At 50.7% G+C, this 17,313-nt stretch carries 14 protein-coding genes and 1 pseudogene; 5 read left to right on the forward strand and 10 right to left on the reverse strand.

The window, feature by feature from the left end:
- The first annotated feature begins 170 nt into the window (after positions 1–170).
- Positions 171–1,553, forward strand: a complete 1,383-nt coding sequence (gene ltrA / locus KZE55_RS01505; RefSeq protein WP_222257731.1) for a group II intron reverse transcriptase/maturase — start codon at positions 171–173, stop codon at positions 1,551–1,553.
- A gap of 75 nt (positions 1,554–1,628) precedes the next feature.
- On the opposite strand, the gene KZE55_RS01510 is transcribed toward ltrA, so the two are convergent.
- The 5 genes and pseudogenes from KZE55_RS01510 to KZE55_RS01525 all read right to left on the reverse strand — a co-directional run bounded on the left by KZE55_RS01510 (position 1,629) and on the right by KZE55_RS01525 (position 6,629).
- Complete coding sequence (locus KZE55_RS01510) at positions 1,629–2,939, reverse strand: Nramp family divalent metal transporter (protein ID WP_222258703.1); 1,311 nt, start codon at positions 2,937–2,939, stop codon at positions 1,629–1,631.
- Positions 2,936–3,874 (reverse strand): annotated as a pseudogene (hemH, locus tag KZE55_RS01515) (ferrochelatase). The gene KZE55_RS01510 and the pseudogene hemH overlap by 4 nt, the downstream one beginning before the upstream one ends.
- 12 nt (positions 3,875–3,886) lie before the next feature.
- A complete protein-coding gene (locus tag KZE55_RS01520) occupies positions 3,887–4,624 on the reverse strand; it encodes a UbiA family prenyltransferase (protein ID WP_261313274.1) in 738 nt (245 codons plus the stop codon).
- Positions 4,584–4,802: a hypothetical protein gene (locus KZE55_RS10180; protein ID WP_261313275.1), complete on the reverse strand. Its 219-nt coding sequence runs from the start codon at positions 4,800–4,802 to the stop codon at positions 4,584–4,586. Before KZE55_RS10180 ends, KZE55_RS01520 begins: the two co-directional genes overlap by 41 nt.
- A gap of 18 nt (positions 4,803–4,820) precedes the next feature.
- A complete protein-coding gene (locus KZE55_RS01525) occupies positions 4,821–6,629 on the reverse strand; it encodes a heavy metal translocating P-type ATPase (RefSeq protein WP_222258705.1) in 1,809 nt (602 codons plus the stop codon).
- A gap of 222 nt (positions 6,630–6,851) precedes the next feature.
- Between KZE55_RS01525 and KZE55_RS01530 the strand changes: the two genes are divergently transcribed.
- Both KZE55_RS01530 and KZE55_RS01535 read left to right on the forward strand, forming a co-directional pair.
- A complete protein-coding gene (locus KZE55_RS01530; protein ID WP_222258707.1) occupies positions 6,852–7,904 on the forward strand; it encodes an alkaline phosphatase family protein in 1,053 nt (350 codons plus the stop codon).
- A gap of 58 nt (positions 7,905–7,962) precedes the next feature.
- Positions 7,963–8,490 carry a flavodoxin family protein gene (locus KZE55_RS01535; RefSeq protein WP_047770317.1) on the forward strand — a complete coding sequence of 176 codons (528 nt, stop codon included), beginning with the start codon at positions 7,963–7,965 and terminating at the stop codon, positions 8,488–8,490.
- Here KZE55_RS01535 and KZE55_RS10185 read toward each other — a convergent pair.
- Together KZE55_RS10185 and KZE55_RS01540 are read right to left on the reverse strand one after the other, a co-directional pair.
- Positions 8,474–8,605, reverse strand: coding sequence for a hypothetical protein (locus KZE55_RS10185; protein WP_261313276.1), 132 nt, complete (start codon positions 8,603–8,605; stop codon positions 8,474–8,476). The two genes, KZE55_RS01535 and KZE55_RS10185, sit on opposite strands and share 17 nt — an antisense overlap.
- A 29-nt stretch (positions 8,606–8,634) precedes the next feature.
- On the reverse strand, positions 8,635–8,925 hold the full coding sequence (locus tag KZE55_RS01540; protein ID WP_222258708.1) for a hypothetical protein: 291 nt from the start codon (positions 8,923–8,925) through the stop codon (positions 8,635–8,637).
- Between the two features lie 524 nt (positions 8,926–9,449).
- On the opposite strand from KZE55_RS01540, the gene KZE55_RS01545 reads away from it, so the two are divergent.
- Positions 9,450–11,540 (forward strand): KxYKxGKxW signal peptide domain-containing protein, encoded by a 2,091-nt coding sequence (locus KZE55_RS01545; RefSeq protein WP_222258710.1) that lies wholly within the window; start codon positions 9,450–9,452, stop codon positions 11,538–11,540.
- Between the two features lie 126 nt (positions 11,541–11,666).
- Here KZE55_RS01545 and KZE55_RS01550 read toward each other — a convergent pair whose 3' ends face one another.
- The 3 genes from KZE55_RS01550 to KZE55_RS01560 form a co-directional block, all read right to left on the reverse strand.
- Positions 11,667–13,406: an IS1182 family transposase gene (locus KZE55_RS01550; protein WP_261313277.1), complete on the reverse strand. Its 1,740-nt coding sequence runs from the start codon at positions 13,404–13,406 to the stop codon at positions 11,667–11,669.
- A gap of 172 nt (positions 13,407–13,578) precedes the next feature.
- Complete coding sequence (locus tag KZE55_RS01555) at positions 13,579–15,081, reverse strand: glycosyltransferase (RefSeq protein WP_222258712.1); 1,503 nt, start codon at positions 15,079–15,081, stop codon at positions 13,579–13,581.
- Between the two features lie 2 nt (positions 15,082–15,083).
- A complete protein-coding gene (locus KZE55_RS01560; protein ID WP_222258714.1) occupies positions 15,084–16,625 on the reverse strand; it encodes a glycosyltransferase in 1,542 nt (513 codons plus the stop codon).
- Between the two features lie 127 nt (positions 16,626–16,752).
- Between KZE55_RS01560 and KZE55_RS01565 the strand changes: the two genes are divergently transcribed.
- A complete protein-coding gene (locus KZE55_RS01565; RefSeq protein WP_222258716.1) occupies positions 16,753–17,274 on the forward strand; it encodes a hypothetical protein in 522 nt (173 codons plus the stop codon).
- Positions 17,275–17,313: the final 39 nt, after the last annotated feature.

Below are 17,313 nucleotides of genomic sequence, written 5' to 3' on the forward strand. Positions count from 1 at the left end.
TCTGACCTACACGTTTCCGACAAGAGGAATGAATGAAATTCCACAGAAGCAAGCATAGCAGTGATGTTGTGTTGAGTAAGCCAGAAGTCAGCCGAGGTCATAGTAGTCTAATTAATTAGATGAAGGACCGAACGACAATAACTTATAACTTATATCGGAGGTGTAATCAGGTGCGACAATCGCAGAAAACAGAACCACAAGCTGACCGCTTGTCGAGGATAGGTTTGGAAAACCGAAAGTACACAAGGGCGCGTAGTACCGATTATGGTGAAGGTAAAGGTATGAGTGTCACTATCCAAGACCAAGTCTTGGACCGCAATAACCTGAACCAGGCTTATTTGCGAGTTAAGAGAAATAAAGGAGCAGCGGGCATTGATGATATGACTGTCGATGGCCTCCTGCAATATCTTAGAGAAAATAAAACGGAGTTAATCACCAACCTACGTGAAGGCAATTATAAGCCAGTACCGGTTAAACGAGTGGAAATTCCCAAGCCCAACGGTGGAGTGAGAAAACTAGGGATACCAACGGTAGTGGACCGCATGGTCCAACAAGCAGTTGCCCAAGTGCTCACGCCAATCTTTGAGCGTATTTTCTCGGATAATAGTTTTGGCTTTCGCCCTCATCGTGGAGCCCAAGACGCAATCGCAAAGGTAGTTAAACTATATAATCAGGGATATCGAAGAGTAGTCGACTTAGACCTGAAGGCCTATTTCGATAACGTCAACCATGATTTGATGATTAAGTACCTCCAACAATATATTAATGACCCATGGACGCTAAGACTTATCCGCAAGTTTTTGACTAGCGGGGTCTTAGATCATGGGCTTTTCGCTAGGAGTGACAAAGGAACGCCGCAAGGTGGACCATTATCACCATTACTGGCGAATATTTACCTAAATGAGTTGGATAAAGAGTTGACCAGACGTGGCCATCACTTTGTACGCTATGCGGATGATTGTAATATTTATGTTAAAAGTCAACGGGCGGGAGAACGAGTAATGCGCAGTATTACCCATTTTCTCGAAAAGCAATTGAAGGTTAAAGTTAATCCAGATAAAACTAAAGTTGGTAGTCCCCTAAGATTGAAGTTTCTTGGCTTTTCACTAGGTGTAGACCGTAACGGTGCCTATGCCCGACCGGCCAAGCAATCACAAAAGCGAGTTAAGCAAGCACTAAAGCTGTTAACAAAGCGCAATCGGGGAGTATCCATTGAGCAAATGTTTGAGGAAATTCATCGCAAAATGCGGGGTTGGCTTCAATATTACTCAATTGGGAAACTGACTGGCTTTATTCAACGACTTGACCAGTGGTTAAGGGCGCGAATAAGGCAATATATCTGGAAGCAATGGAAGAAATTCAAAACTAAGATTACTAACTTACAAAGGCTCGGATTGTCTTATCGTGATGCATATGTCTTCGCTAGTACCCGTAAGGGCTACTGGCGAACCGCACACAGTAAGACTTTGAGTTATTCTCTAACAAATAGAAAACTGGAGCACCTTGGACTAATAAATATGTCCAAGACGCTCCAGTCAATTCAAAGTGATTAAGTTGTCGAACCGCCGTATACGGAACCGTACGTACGGTGGTGTGAGAGGTCGGTAATTGAACTAATCAATTACCTCCTACTCGATTACTAAAACGAGCAAATTTAAGCCGGTGATCAAGGCGACCAAGAGGTAACAAACCACGGTCTGCCAGGGCCGGTTAACGTGCTCCTTCATCAGGCCCCGGTTGCCGGTGATGGCAACGAGGGGAAAGAGAGTGAAGGGCAGGGCGATACTCAAGACGACCTGGGCGTAGATGATCAGCTGCTCAAACTGGGCCTCATCGAAGTGGATGATGAAGCCGATAATCAAAATTGGGATCAGGGTCACGAACCGGGTCAGCAACCGCCGCTTCCACAAGGGAAGGCGGATGTTGATGTAGCCTTCCATGACGATCTGCCCGGCCAGAGTCGAAGTGATTGATGAAATCAGCCCGGTGATCAGGAGGGCAAAGGCGAAGAGCCAGCTCATCAAGGGGCTGGCCAGCTTGCCAACGATGGCGGGGTTCTTCAGTCCGTAAAAGACATCCTGGAGGCTGGCGAGGTCACCGTGGTGGAAGAAAAGGGTCCCCCCAAGTACCAGCAGGAGGGCGTTGACAATCAGGGCGGCAACCAGGTGGATGACTGAGTCCCAGTTGGCAAAGCGGAGGGTCTCGGTTACCTGCTTAGGGTCGTGCTCGTCGTAGCGTCGGCTCTGGGCGAGGGCCGAGTGGAGGTAAATGTTGTGGGGCATGATCGTGGCCCCAATGATTCCCAAACTGAGGAGCAATTCGCGGTGGTTGGTCAGAATTACGGAGTGGGGCACAAAGCCCGCAGCGATGGCGGCCACTGCCGGATGGGCCCGGCAGACTTCCACGGCAAAGATTGTCCCGACCACCAGGATGGCAAAGAGGACAATAAACTCGATTCGCCGGATTCCAAAGCGGAGAAAGAGGAGGACGACCAAGACGTCGGCAATCGTCAGTAGGACCCCAAAGACAAGGGGAAGGCCAAAGAGGAGCTTCAAGGCGACGGCCGTCCCCACGACCCCGGTCAGGTCCGTCGCCATCATCGCCAGCTCGTTGAGTAGCCAGAGGACGATGCGGGTGGGCCGGTTAACCCGCCCGGCGATGGCCTGGGCCAGGTCGGTTCGGGTAACCACGCCCAGCTTGATTGACAGCGACTGCATCACCATGGCAATCAGGATGGACGAGAAGAGGACCACCAGGAGCTGGTAGCCGTAGCGACTGCCCCCGGAAAGTGAGGTTAGCCAGTTACCCGGATCCATGTAGCCCACCGCCACCAAGGCACCGGGGCCGCTGTAGGCGAGGAACTTTTGCCAGAAGGCGGATTCGTAGACGGTGGGAACCTTAACACTGCCGTTAATTTCGTCTAGACTTTTCTTCTTCATGCTTGAACCTGCTCCTTAACAAACTGGGCGATGAAGGATGCAAACGCCGGTTGGTCGTTTAGCGCCGGGACCACGTCGAGCTCTTGCCCGCCCGCTGCCCGGAAGGCCTGGTAGTTTTGGACCTGGTCTTCTTCAATAGTTTCCAGGCAGTCGGTGACGAAGGACGGTGTCGCAATCAGGATGTTACGCTTCCCCATCTGGACCTCCTCCATCAGGGTGTTCTTCAGGTAGGGCTTGAGCCAGGGCATCGGGCCGAACTTCGACTGGTAGACCATCTTGATCTGGTCGCTGGGGATGTCCAGCCGCTTGATGAGTTTCGCCGTGGTTCGCTCAGTTTCCTCCTTATAGGGGTCACCATGCTTGACCATTGAGACTGGGATCCCGTGATAGGAGATCAGCAGGCGGTCGTACGGCTTTTTCTACCAGGCTGTCTGGATCTGCTGGGCCAGGGCCGCGAGGTAGGCGGGTTCGTCCGCAAAACGGTCAATGACCTTGATTTTGGGGTCAACCGCCCGGACCTGGTCGATGATCGACTGGGTGGTGCTCTGAGTGAAGTGGGGGAAGAGGGATAAAACGGTGACGTGCCGACATTCCTGCTTCATTGCCGTCAACACATCAGCGATGCTAGGCTTTTCGTAGGTCATTGCCAGCCGGACGTCCCAGTCGGGCAGGCTTTTCTGCACCCGCCTGGCAAGCCGGTTGGAGTAGACAATCAAGGGGGAACCCTCTTTTAGCCAGCAGTCCCGGTAGAAGGTGGCCGACCGCCACGACCGCAGGGGAAGAATAATCACCTTTAGGATGGGTTGCCAAACCGCCCGCGGCATAGTGACGACGTTTTGATCGCCCAGAAATTCACTCAGGTAGTGCTTGACTGCGGGAGTCGTGGGGGCCGCTGGTGACCCAAGGTTAACCAATAGTAATCCATTTTCTTTCATAATTGATAATCCTCACTTAAAAATCAGTAGTTTCCAGATGATACCCAGCATGATGAAGAAAAATTCACTGACCAGAATCAGCTGGAGGTCAATCAGGACGTTAAAGAAGGTCGTGGCCTTATCGGGCTGGGTGACAAAGACCCTTGTTCGCTGGTAGACCAGGGGAATCGTCAGAAGACTGCCGAGGGCCCAGAGGGGAAGGTAGTGGGCAGCAACCGCAATCACGATGAAGAGGTAGCTCAACGCGTAGCAGGCGATCAGGACGGTAAGGGACTTTTTGTGGCCGATGTGGTAGACCAAAGTCCGCTTACCAATGGCGATATCTTCCTTGACGTCGCAGATGTTGTTACCGAGCATGACGTTGCTGATGACCAGGATGGCGGGCAGGGCGACCACCAATCCCTTGAGCCAGAAGTCGACGTCGAAGGTCGGCAGGTTATAGATGTTGATGTAGATGGCCAGGAGGGTGATGTTATAGCCCATGGTGATCCCGGATGCCGGTTCGCCGAAGGGGGTCTTCAGGATGGGGTGGTGGCCACCCGAGTAGGAGTAGCCCACCAGGAAGCTAAGAATTCCAATCAGCAGAAGGATCCAGCCGGCCTTGATGGTCAGGTAGATGCCGATGGCCGCCGATAAGATGGTGAGACCAGCGATAATTACCCGGGCCCAGGAAAGATGAATTTTAAAGTTAGCAATGATGTTATTATGGCTATTTATGGCGGCGGTAGTCGGTGTACTGGTTATGACCATTGACGGCCAGGTGAAAGCTGACCACGGCGATGAAGAGTAGGATCGTGTCCCCCAGGTTGAAGTGGTCGTAATAATAGTAGGCAAAGGCGCACCCAATCAGGTAAGGCAGGGCCGAAATAACCGTTGTCTGTGCCTGGACCAGGGCGGCAAATTGCTGGCGGTGATTAGGCATTTCCATAAGTAAAAGCTTCCTTTTCTAGTTACTGGTTTGCCGGGCTTTGAGGGCCCAGAGAATTGAAACGGTATCGATGACTTCCTGGAGCATGGCCCCCACGAAGGCGGGAATTGCCCCTGTGCAGGCAACCAGCATCAGGATGGTGCAGATGGCAATCCCAATCAGGACCGCCTGTTTAGCAATCCGGATCGTATCCTTGGAGATGGCAACGGCCTTGGCAACCCGGGCTAGGTTATCCTGGAGGATTACCAAGTCGGCAGTTTCGCTAGCAGCCGTCGACCCGTGGGCCCCCATGGCAATCCCGACGTCGGCAGTGGCGAGGGACGGGGCATCATTGACCCCGTCACCAACCATAAAGACGGGGTGGAAGTCCGGGGTGATCCCTTTTAAGGCGGCAATCTTATCTTGGGGAAGGAGGTCCGCCTTGACGGTCGTGATGCCCACCTGCTTGGCGACGGTTTGGGCGATTGCCCGCTGGTCCCCGGTGAGCATCATTAGATTATTCACGCCAAGGGCCTTCAGCCGTTCCATTGTTTCCTTTGCTTCGGGTCGGATGTGGTCTTCAAAGGCAATCGCCCCGTAGTACTTTCCGTCAACACTGACGTAGATGGCGGTGGTTGCCAAAGCGGCCTTGCCGTTGTCCGGGGCGGCAAAACTAAGCTTGCCGGCGCGGACCTGGTGGTCTTCAATTCTTGCCGTGATTCCCTTCCCGGTTGTTTCCTCCAGGTCGGCGACGGGCGCAAGGGAGATTTCGTGTTCCGTCGCGTAGGCCAGAAGGGAGCGGGCAAGAATGTGGGACGAGTCCTGCTCGGCGCTGGCTGCCAGGTGGAGGAGGCGTTCCGTCGTGATCTCAGGGGCGGGGATAACCCGGCTGACGGTCAGGTGGCCGTTAGTGATGGTCCCCATCTTGTCAAAGGCCCCGGTTCGGGCGCCGGCGAGTTTTTCAAGGACACTCCCTGTTTTGACAACGATCCCGTTTCGTGAGGCCCGACTCATGCCGGAGACCATTGCAACCGGGGCGGCCAAAATCAACGGGCAGGGAGAAGCAACGACCAGGACCTCCGCAAACCGGTGGGGGTTACCGGAGATTAGCCAGGCCAGGGCCGAGATAACGACTGCCGCAATGGTAAAGGGCACGGCATAGCGGTCGGCTAGGCGGACAAAGTGGGCCGGGGTGCTCTCCGCCTCCTTGACCAGCTTGACTAGTTGCTGGTACTGGCTATCCTTGGCCAGGTGGTTGACCTGGAGGGTGATGGCGCTGTTACCGTTAATTGAACCGGACATGACGGCGTCCCCATCCTGTTTAACCACGGGCCGGGCCTCACCGGTCAGTGAGGACTCGTCGAAGTCGCTATGACCAGCGACGATGACCCCGTCGACGGGAACGAGTTCGCCAGGTTTTACCACGATTTGGTCCCCAACCTTGACGGCCCCGACCGCTACATCGGTGATTTTCCCTTCTTTAATAAGGTGAGCATGTTGGGGCGAGTTGTCGAGGAGGGCCTTCAGCTCCGTGTTGGCCTTCTTAGCGGCGTAGTCCTCAAGGGCGTCACCCCCGGTCAGCATTACCAGGATGACCATGGCCGCCCAGTACTCACCGACGGCCAGGGTGGCAACGACGGCGAGAATAGCCAGGAGGTCGACCCCGTACTTGCCGGAACGGAGTGTTTTGACCATCCCGATGAACATCGTCAGGGCGATGATGGCACCGACGATGGTGACAATAACTTGCGCAAGAAGCGGGTAGTGGAGGCCGTATTGCAAGAAGACGGCAATGGCGGCGATGATGAGGATCACAGCGAGCTTCTGCTTATTGGAAAGACGTTTCATCTTTTTTTACTTCCCCTCAAATAATAAGAATTACTTCTATTATAATTGACTTTATAAGTGTGCGAAACGAAACTTAGCAAAAGCAGGGAACTACAGGATATTCATGGGTACGTTATTAATCTTATGATAAGTAAATACCCCATTGATATTATATGATAATCAAAAAGAATGGCAAAGACCCTGTGACAAGGAAATATATGTAATATCTAGGAGGACAGCAAGTTGAGAACCTATAAACGGGTAATCATGGTGGTTATCAGTGGTTTAGGAATTGGCCCTGCTCCAGATGCAGGGAAATTTATGGACCGGGGTGCCGACACGGTTGGCGACCTGAACGCCCATTTCCGGGCCCGCCTCCAGCTGCCGAACCTGAGCCGCCTCGGGCTGGCCAGGTTGCACCCGCTCTATCAAGCGGCCCCGGAGATCTTGGACCATACCCAGCAGTGGCGTATGCGGCCCCGGGCGGTGGGTAAGAGTAGGTTGGAAGGCTACTGGGAGCTACTTGGTGTGCCCACAACGACGGAATTGACAGCCCTGCCGCGGGGCCTGGCACCGGAGCTTATCCAGGAAATCGCGCGCTTTGCCGGCCACCCGGTCCTCGTTAACCGGCCATACAGCCGGCCCCGCCTGCTTCTTGACTGGGGTACAAGGGCAGTTGCCGCTGGTGCAATCCTGGTGGCAACCAGTGGGGGCGCGGACCTGGTGCTGACAGCCCACGAGAATTTGGTCCCACCCCCGGAGCTGGAACGAGTCGGCCACTTTGCCCGGGACCTGCTTGACTGCCAGGCAGGGCTCCGGATTGGCCAGGTGGTGACGGTCCCGTTTACTGGCCGCACCCCCGTTGACTTTACCTACCGGTTGACGGACCGGCATGAGTATAACATGGCAGTGCCCCACGCCACCCTCCTTGACCAGCTAAGGGCGGCGGGAATTTACGTGAATACGGACCCACAAACGTTGACGGAAAATGGCCTGCAGGTTGTTCAACTAGGGAAAGCCGCAATGGCGGGTGAACGCCGTGATCCGGAAAAGATGGGGCAGGCCCTGATGGCGGCCGACGCGCGGCTCGGGGAGATTATCCCCCAGGTGACGAACCAGGATCTTCTGGTGGTGACCGCCGACTATGGCGCCGCCCCGGACTTTCCAGGGGACGGGCCAACCCGGGAGTGGCTGCCCCTACTGGTCTACTCACCATTAGGGGACGATTGGCGGTGGACGCCCCGGTTACTGGGGGATATTTCAATAATCGTTAAAGATAGCTTTGGTTTAAAATAAAAAAGGCCCCCAAGACAGGGACCTTAATAACATAGGAAAAGAAGGGATCTTAATTACTATGAAAATCGTCGTGATCACAAGCAGTGCCCACGTCAACGGCGCTTCAACATACCTCGCCGACCAGTTCATTGAGGGGGCAACGGACGGGTACAATGATATTTACCACTACAATGCCGTTGACCACCAGAATAACTTCGTAATGGTTGATGAGGATAACCAGGCAATTAGCCAGCATGACGACATCGACCACCTACTCGACAAGATCAAGGCGGCCGATCTGGTGGTAATGGTTACGCCCCTCTACTACTTTGGGATGAGCTCACTACTCAAGACCATCGTGGACCGCTTCTATGACTATAACAATGAACTGAGGGGTAATAAGCAGGCGGTCATGATTGCGACCGGGGCGGGTTCTGTCAACACGGCCTTTGACTCCCTGAAGATTCACTACAAGCAGATCATTGATTACATGCACTGGATCAATGCCGGAGCAATCTGGGACTTGAAGGCGCTGGCACACCCCGCAATTGATAGGTACGGCCAGGAAGCCTTTAAGCTAGGGCAAAAGTTTACCGCCGGGAATTAAAGTAAAAGGCGAGGACAATCAAGACAATCAAAATGATAATTGCCAGGCGGGGATCAGCTTTGAAGAGTTCGTGCATGGCATGGATCTGACCGATGCCCAGGGGTAGGTTGAACATTTTGCTTCCTCCTTATGGTCTTAGACCAACTATTTCTTGTGCTTCATCATCTTCCGGTATTCCGCCCGGGTCATGTGCTGGTCATCTTCCTCGGGGAACTTGACTTCCAACGTGTCGGCTGCTTGACGGTCAGTCGGGGCAGTCGGTCCAACCTGGCTCAGCATCCGCAAGGTGTCCACGGCCCGGTCGTGGTTTTCCTGGACGGTGGCCATCAGCTGCCGGTTCGGTTGGTCGTCATTTTGCATGGCGGTCAGCTGCCGCTGGGTTGTTTCAACAATTGACTTGAGTGAAGCAATTGTTCCCATAATATCGTTATTCATAATCATTCTCCTCGTTAAGTTCGTTACAAATTAATATTATATGGTGAATTGGACTAAAAGGATAGGAAATTGGACCGGGAAGGACGAAATTTAGTAAATTATCGAACATAAGATGAACCGCTTTCACCTAGTCGTTATATAAGTGAAATCACAATATTTAAGTGACAAAAGCATTGTTAATCGTTAGACTTTTTAAAATATTTTTACGTTTTAGTAAAAAATGTTGCAATTGTAAAGCCTACCATGATGGGAGTTGCGACGGGTGAGTTGTAAATAGTTAGTGAAAGACTATTGTTACAAAGGTTGTAATATTGATAAATAGCACATATAATTAGTTTGAGCCTAGGAATTCTACTGAAACTTGAAAGTATGAAGACAGACTGATCCCTTGGTATCACAGGGCATATTTTAATTAATTTAACCATTTAGCTTTCAAGTTTCAGGTTCTACTATCTAATCGAACATAATTGATTTCTGGGCTATATATACTTAATTATTTTATTTTTTTATAGGGGGATTCTTTTATGAAGAATAATGCATTGCATTATAAGATGTACAAGGCTAAGAAGAACATCGTCTTTGCTGGCCTTGCTACTACCGCCGTTTTGGCTGGCTTGACTCTGTCTAACGTCAACAATACCGCTTCCGCCGATGCTACTTCTGGTGCAGCTATTACTGCAACCTCTACTGCAAGCGACGCTAACAACGGTTCTGCTGCTACCTCTGGTGCTACTTCTACTGCTACCTCTGGTGCTACTTCTAACGCTACCTCTGATGTAGCTTCTGACGCCGTTTCTGACGCTAATGCTAAGGTTACTAGTGCTAACGCTGCTAACTCCAGCGCTATTGCTACTAACTCCGCTGCTGTTAAGAGCGACGCTGAAAACCCTGTTCCTGCTTCCAGCAACACCACTGAGCCTAAGGCTGCGGTTTCCGAAGCTAACCAACTGACTAGCCAAGCTAAGCAAATCACTGACAACACTGCTACCGCTTCTCAAAACTTGAGCAACGCTAACGCTACCCTTGCCAGTGCTTCCGCTAACGTTACTAGCGCTACTGCTGCTTACTCCGCTGCAAAGCAAGCTGCTGACGCTGCTTCCTCTAACGCTAACATCGCTGCTGCTGCTTACTCCGACGCTAAGAGCGCTGCTGAAGTTGCTAACTCTGCTGCCGTTGCTGCTCAACAAAAGGCTAACGCTGCTGGCCAAACCTACACCACTGCTTCTGACGCCCTGGTAAAGGCTAACAAGGCTGCTGCTGACGCCCAAGCTGCTGCTAACGCTGCTGGTCAAAAGCTTGAAGAAGCTAAGGCTGCCTTAGAAAAGGCTCATGATGCTAACGTTACTGCTATCAACAACTACAACGCTGCTAAGCAGGCCGTTGCTGACGATCAAACTACATATAATAATAATCCTGCTGTTCAAAACTATGTTTCTGCTCAAAATGCTTACCAAGCAGCTAAGGAAGCTGAAGATGCTGCTGTAGCTACCTACAAGAAGGCACATGCAGATTGGCAAGCAGGTAACATTAGTGATGTAGAATGGAATCAAGCACAAGATGCATGGTCAAATGCTGTTGATAATTATGCTACTGCAGAACAAAATATGACTAATGCAAAGCCAGAAAATGCTTACCAAGCAGCTAAGGAAGCTGAAGATGCTGCTGCAGCTGCCTACAAGAAGGCACATGCAGATTGGCAAGCAGGTAACATTAGTGATGTAGAATGGAATCAAGCACAAGATGCATGGTCAAATGCTGTTGATGCATATGCTACTGCTGAAAAGAACTACAACGACTACAAGGATGCTGTTGCAAAACTTAATGATGCACAAAACGCTCTTAAGGGTGCTCACCACGAAGTAATCGTTGCACGGAACAACTACAAGAAGGCTGCTGACGCTGTTAAGGCTGCTCAAAAGGCTTTCGACGACGCACGGAACGCTGAAACTGCTGCTGACGATGCCCAAGCCGTTGCTCAAGAAGCCTTCAACAAGGCTCAAGCTGCCTTCAATGTAGCACGGAACGCCGAAACTAAGGCTGACGATGCTGCTAAGGCTGCCAATGACAAGCTGGCTGACGCAACAAAGGCTTACGATGACGCTGAAAACGCTCTGACTAAGGCTGACGATGCTGTTGAAGCTGCTAACCAAGACGTTCTGACGGCTAACCAAAACCTGAAGGACGCTCAAGCTAACGTTGACGCTGCCCAACAGGTTGTTAACGAAGCTGCTGCTAACGCTGCTAAGGCTTCCCAACTTCTTCAACAAGCCCAAGACTTACTGAAGAACATTGACTGGAGCCAAAACAACAATGGCAACAACGGTAACAACAATAACAACACCAACAATGGTAACCAAAATAACAACACTAACAACGGCAACACCAACAATGGTGCTGCTAATGGCAACAACGGTGTTGTAAACGGCGGTGCTAACAATGGTGCTGTTAACAATGGCGCTGCTGCTAAGGACCCTGCTGCTACTGTAGCAACTGCCAAGAAGAACAACGCTACCCTGGCCCAAACTGGTAACGAAAACAGTGCTGCTGTCGTTGCCCTTGGTGCTGCTGCTGCAATGTTCGGCCTTGGCCTTGCTGCTAAGAAGCGTGAATTCTAATTTAACTTAATTAGTTTTATAGCTTAGAGTCAAAGATTATGTTCGGACAATAAAAAGCTTAGCCATTAACTAAGCACAAAGCCCGTTGAGGATTAATTTTCTCAACGGGCCTTTTTGTTTACAATTTTATTTTGGCGGACTAGGGATTGATATTGAGGGATCTTTAAGTTGCCACATAATTGGGTTGCTAGACTCTAAGAACATCAATCTCTTGTGGTGGGAGGATTCAAAAGGGGTTGTGACAAAAAGCCTCTGAATCAGAAGCTCCATTCGGAATTTAACAAAAATCCTGAATGGAGCTTTTTGATTATCTGAATATTTTGAGAAAATGAGCGGCCTTCCGGCCATTTTCTTCATGTTTAATGCCATTAAAGCAATCCCAATTTGTCTTTTGGCTTTCTTAAGACCACGTACTGTGAATCTTTTAAAACCCAAATAAGCCTTCAAGTTACCAAAAACAGTCTCTACATCGTACTTACGACGGGAGTAAGTGTTGGAATTTGAAAGCGACTCGCGAGCTTTCGACTTAAAATATTCCCACTGTGGGTTCACCATAAGGTACTTAGTGTTCCCATGTGGTGTTAATGCCTGAGAAATAATTTGATGATTCTCATCATACTTCTCTGCTTGATATACTTTGAAATCACGACGGAATTTGTATTTATCATTTCGGTATGCGTATCGTTTAAAGTTGAATCGGACGCCCTGTGGGTTTACATAAAAGTCATCAGCCTCATGATATTCCCAGTTCATTACTTTTCGATCATCAGAACGCCACTTACGGCTATTCTCTTTAATCATGGTGCTGTAAGGAATTAAAGCTGTACAATCAGATAGCTCATCTTCGATATACTTATAATTGCGTTCTGATCCGTAACCAGCATCGGCAACAATTTCTCGCCCCAAAACTTCGTTCTGGGCGAGATGAGATAAGAATGGGATTAATGTTCTAGTATCGGTTGGGTTCTGCATGAGTTCATAACCCAGCACGTACTGTGAGCTAGTCATAATTTGAAGATTATACGCTGGCTTTGTTTGACCATTACGCATCGGATCTTCCTTTAAACGCATAAAAGTAGCGTCATGATCGGTTTTGGAATAGCTATTACGTTGGCCAGCGATCTGCGATTGGGCTTGGCATTCAAGATGCTTTTGACGACAATGGTCTAAAGCATGGAGATACTTTTTGGCATGACGTCGTTCCTGCTTGGCCGGATTGGGCGAAACCTTTGCGGTTTCGGCCACCCGTTGGTTTAACTCTTCAATCCGTTGTTCAAGTAAGGCAATAATCGTATCAAGTTGATCAATGTCAAAGCTATCTTCATCAACATCAATCTTAACTTCTGCTTGCTTAATTTCACGAATTAGTTTTTGAGTCTTTTCAACGTTTAATTTGCGATACTTAATGGTGCGTTTCTTCCAAACAAAGGAATACTTATTTGCGTTAGCTAAAATCTTAGTGCCATCAATGAATGAAGCCTCATCGATCATTCCCTGAGCCTTTAAATAGTCATGAAATTCCTTGAAACTACTCTGAATCATATCTTCCAATTCTTGGGAGACAATGAAGCGATCAATGGTGCGGTAGGTTGGGCGCTGTTCTTGAGTCAACCACATCGCAACAATGTTTTCACGAGCAAAGCGTTCAATTTTCCTAGAGGAAATGATACCATAGCTGTAAGCCAGTAAAACTAACTTTAACAGCATTCGTGGATCATACTCTCTTGGTCGACCCATAATATTGGGTCGCCGCAGCGCTAAGCTTTCAACCAGCCGATTAATATAACGTGCTGGATGATTTAACTCAGGTTCATAAGCAGTAGGTATGTTCAAACTAAGTTGATTCATGTTATAATCAGGTTCCAATGTTTTTGTATCCTTTCGAGGGTATTTTGGAGGCATCGACGGTCAAGTCGATGTCTTTTCTTTTACTAATATTTTAAAGGAAAATGGAGTTAAATGAAATCCGAAGATTTCATCTAACTCCATTAATTATTTGGGACTTATGTCACAGCCCCTTTTGCCGCCGAAGTGGTGATTACTTATTCATGATTGCTTGCCATTGCACCCAGGTATGATCGGCATCAAATGCCTGGCAGTTCTCGTACGCCCCCGTGCTGAGCTGCTGGAGCTTTGCCGGGCTCTTCAAAAGGTCAATAATCGTTGCCGGCATCTTGTCCATATTATCCAACCGGATCAGTTGACCATTGACCCCGTCCTTGACGAACTCGCTCGGTCCGTACAGGTAGTTGAAACTGATAACTGGAACCCCGTGGGCTAATGCCTCCGCCATCGCCAGTGGCTGACCGTCGAGCCGACCCGGATCAACAAAGAGCTGGGCCTGGTTGTAGACGTCATCCAGCTTCGGTTGGTAACCGGCGAAGGTGACGGCCTTTTCCAGCTTGAGCTTTTTAACCAGGTCCTGGTAGTTTTTGGTATCTTCATTTGACCCGTAACCGTAGAAGGTTAACTTGCTGTCCCGGATGGCCTGGTGAACCTTGGCAAAGAGCTTGATTAGCAGGTCAGTTCCCTTGTCACTCCCCAGCCGACCAACGTAGATTAGCTGGTTTGGTGTTCGGCCCTCCATTGGTACCCGCTTGCTTGCCTGGTGAACCGGGGAACCGTTAATCGTGTAGATTGGGGTGCCCTTGCCCAGCCGTTGCTGTAGGACCGCCGCCTGCATGGCCGTCATAACAATGATGCCGTCCCACTTACTGCGATCCTTAGTCAAAGGATCATTAAGGAAGCCATTCAACGGCCCGTTGATCAGGTCCTGGCCATCGTCAATATGGCTGATTGGCAGCCAGAGGAACTTCCGCGCCCGCTTGCCCAGCTGCTGGACCGGTTTGATGGACACGGCTGGCCGGTCAGCGATGAAGGTGTTAGTCCCGGCAATCTGGTCATTTAGCTCCTTGAGGAAGAAGGCAAAAAGACTATCAAAGTCGTCGAAGAAGCGGTCCTTGCCCTGATAGTTCTTGAGGACGTTCAGGGAGTTAATCGGTGTGTCCTCGGTGGATTGGACGTAGTAGCGCTCCATGTAATTACTACCGTCCGGCCGGTAGTAGCGTTCGTAGTAAGGCCGGTTGCTTTTGCCGAAGAAGATATCAACGGCCTTGAATCCCCGGATATCGTACTTCGCACGCAGGTTGATGTTACCCGCCGCATCGTAATAGTCGACATGGTCTACCAGGCCGTAGGTACCACCGATGAAGAAAACTTCGGCAACCAGGCGGTCACCATCCTTGACCGTCCGGGAGTTGGACCCGCTGCTGACCTGGTAGTCGATCGGCAAGTTAAGGTCCTTGGTGTGGAGGTTGTGGCCCTGGTAGTCGGTCGTGCCGGCGAAGAAGTCAAACATGTTGACCAGCTGGTCGTCACTGAGGCCGAACCGCCCCAGAGTAGCGTGGATGATATTATCGAAGTCCCGGGTCACTAATTTGGCAGCTGTCTTGTGCTCCTTAAAGAGCTTCAGCCGCTTGATTTCGGCGTGCTCAATACTGGAATTACTACTGAGCAGGTACTGGTTTACAAAGAAGAACACGGTTACTTGGCCTCCTTTTCGTTCATGTTATCAAGAATCTTTTGCCATAGCTTCATTACACTCGGTTCGGAGTAAAGCTTGCAGTCCTTGTAAGCGTTAGCGCTCATCTTGGCCAGGCGGTCCTGGTCAGTTAAGAGGCTGATGATTGCCTTGGCCAAACCATCGATATCGCCGTTCTTGGTCAGCAGGCCGTCTTGACCGTCAATGATGACGTCACTCGGCCCGTACTTGATGTCGTTGGCGATGGCTGGCAGCCCATGGGCTGCCGCTTCCACCAGGGTGAGGGGCAGACCCTCAACCCGACTTGGCAGGACCATTAGTTGGGCGTGGTCGTCAACGTCGGCAACGTCATTCGTGTAGCCCTTGAAGTGGACGCTGCTTTCGAGGCCGAGGCCCTTTACCTGCTTGCGGAGCTTCTTATCATAGTTATCGTTAGCATAGCCCCACAGGTTGAGTTGGGCATCCGGCACGGCCTTTAGGACCTTTGGCCAAGCAGCAATGAGGTGTTCCTGCTGCTTTTCGGGGGAGAGCCGGGCGATGGTGACAACCTCGTGCTTGTGACGCTTCTCAAACGGGACGTGCGGCCGGTTAAGAATATCGCTGGTGACAATTGGTCCCGGAACCCGGAAGACTGGGACGCCAGTCTTAGCGTAGCGGGCCTTAACATCGTCTTGTTGCTGAGGAGTCAGGGCGATTACCCCGTCCCAGTCGGTCAGGTGGTTGAGCCCCCACTCGTAGTTGAAGTTCAAGGCCGAGTGGAGGATGTCGTTGTTGTCGTTGACGTGGTCATTGTGCAATTGCATGTAACGGGGAACCCGGTGCTTCATATGGAGGACGGACCAGCCAATTTCGTACACCCGGTCGGTAACCAAGCCGACGGGACCGTCACCGCAGATTTCCTTATCCGTGACCAGCTGGTCGAGGAAGAAAGCCGTGAGGGCGTCGAAGCCGTTGAACTGGTAGTCGTGGCCGCGGAAGTCAAAGAGGTGGAAGCTCTTAGAATCTTTGCCACGCTTATCGGTCTGGTTGTTCACCTGGAGGGCTAATTTGCCGGCCGGGGTGAAGTAGTTCTCAGTCGTGACCTTGTTGGACCAGTCATAGAGGTGTTCGACGGAGATAAAGCCCCGGTTATCGTACCAGGTCACCTTGAGGAGCTTACCGAAGTGGTCGAAGTACTGGAGGTTGATGATGTGCTTCTTGTCATCGTTGCGGCGGCGAATGTACATGATTCGGTGACCGTTACGGTAGTAGTTGTAGTTGATTCCGTCGGCCTGCCGTCGCCAGCTGGAATCAATCTGGATGTCCTTGATGGTGACGTCCTTGGTAGGGACCTCGCGGGCGTCCTGGAAGAAGTCATACATGTTGACAAAGTTTTCATCTTTGATTCCGGCAGCGTTGGTCACCATGTGCAGCTCATTTGAGTACTGCCGGGTGACAATCTTTGCCGGTTCTTTGAAGTGCTCGAACAGGTGCAGACGCTGGATCTGGGCATGTTCGATTCCCGACATGTTGGTTTGAATGCCATCGTTTAGAAAGAATAACATTTCCATATCTCCTTATGTTTACTCATAATTGAGTTTATCACATCTGGGGGCCGGCTGCCGGTTCGACTTGCGCAGTCTTCTGCCCTATAATAAGGAGTAAGTAAAAATGGGGAAGTAGGTTTGTAGTATGAGTAGTACGGATGAACTTTTAAAAACTGTAGAAAAAAATCTTGCTGACGCCAAGCAGCAATACGAGCATGCCCAGCAGTCAGCAGAGGACGAGAAATCGCCACTGCTTGCGGTAATGAAGGCCAACTATGAAAATGCCCGCCGGAACCTGGCAAACGTTAAACAGATGGCTAAGTTGATGGCCCAGCCAGTCGGTAAGGCGGCCGTTAAGGAAACCACCGAACCGCCATCGGCGACCCCAGTACCGAAGAAGAAGGTCGACCCGAACGCGGTTAAGCTGCCGGGGAGCGCCGCCACGATATACTTCCCAACGATGGATGACTTTGTCAGTGGGAAGAATAACCAGGCTGCTCAAAAGGCCAGCCAGTGGCAGGCCGACGTGATCCGCAAGTCCAGCCAGCAGGATGAAAAGGCGGACCGGAAAAAGAAGCCGGTACCCCCCAAAAAGGGTGCGGCTGATGACGACCAGGTCACCTTGACCCGCGAGCAGTACCGGAAGCAGTTGAAAAAGAGAAAATAAGTAAAAGGGGCAAGTCAGCAGGATTCCTGTTAACTTGTC

The sequence above is a fragment of the Limosilactobacillus panis genome (assembly GCF_019797825.1).
GTDB lineage: Bacteria > Bacillota > Bacilli > Lactobacillales > Lactobacillaceae > Limosilactobacillus > Limosilactobacillus panis_A.

Coding starts and splice junctions, on each gene's coding strand:
- KZE55_RS01510 (WP_222258703.1), bottom strand. CDS start 2,939: ATGAAGAAGAAAAGTCTAGACGAAATTAACGGCAGTGTTAAGGTTCCC.
- KZE55_RS01520 (WP_261313274.1), bottom strand. CDS start 4,624: ATGGTCATAACCAGTACACCGACTACCGCCGCCATAAATAGCCATAAT.
- KZE55_RS10180 (WP_261313275.1), bottom strand. CDS start 4,802: ATGGAAATGCCTAATCACCGCCAGCAATTTGCCGCCCTGGTCCAGGCA.
- KZE55_RS01525 (WP_222258705.1), bottom strand. CDS start 6,629: ATGAAACGTCTTTCCAATAAGCAGAAGCTCGCTGTGATCCTCATCATC.
- KZE55_RS01535 (WP_047770317.1), top strand. CDS start 7,963: ATGAAAATCGTCGTGATCACAAGCAGTGCCCACGTCAACGGCGCTTCA.
- KZE55_RS10185 (WP_261313276.1), bottom strand. CDS start 8,605: ATGTTCAACCTACCCCTGGGCATCGGTCAGATCCATGCCATGCACGAA.
- KZE55_RS01540 (WP_222258708.1), bottom strand. CDS start 8,925: ATGAATAACGATATTATGGGAACAATTGCTTCACTCAAGTCAATTGTT.
- KZE55_RS01545 (WP_222258710.1), top strand. CDS start 9,450: ATGAAGAATAATGCATTGCATTATAAGATGTACAAGGCTAAGAAGAAC.
- KZE55_RS01560 (WP_222258714.1), bottom strand. CDS start 16,625: ATGTTATTCTTTCTAAACGATGGCATTCAAACCAACATGTCGGGAATC.
- KZE55_RS01565 (WP_222258716.1), top strand. CDS start 16,753: ATGAGTAGTACGGATGAACTTTTAAAAACTGTAGAAAAAAATCTTGCT.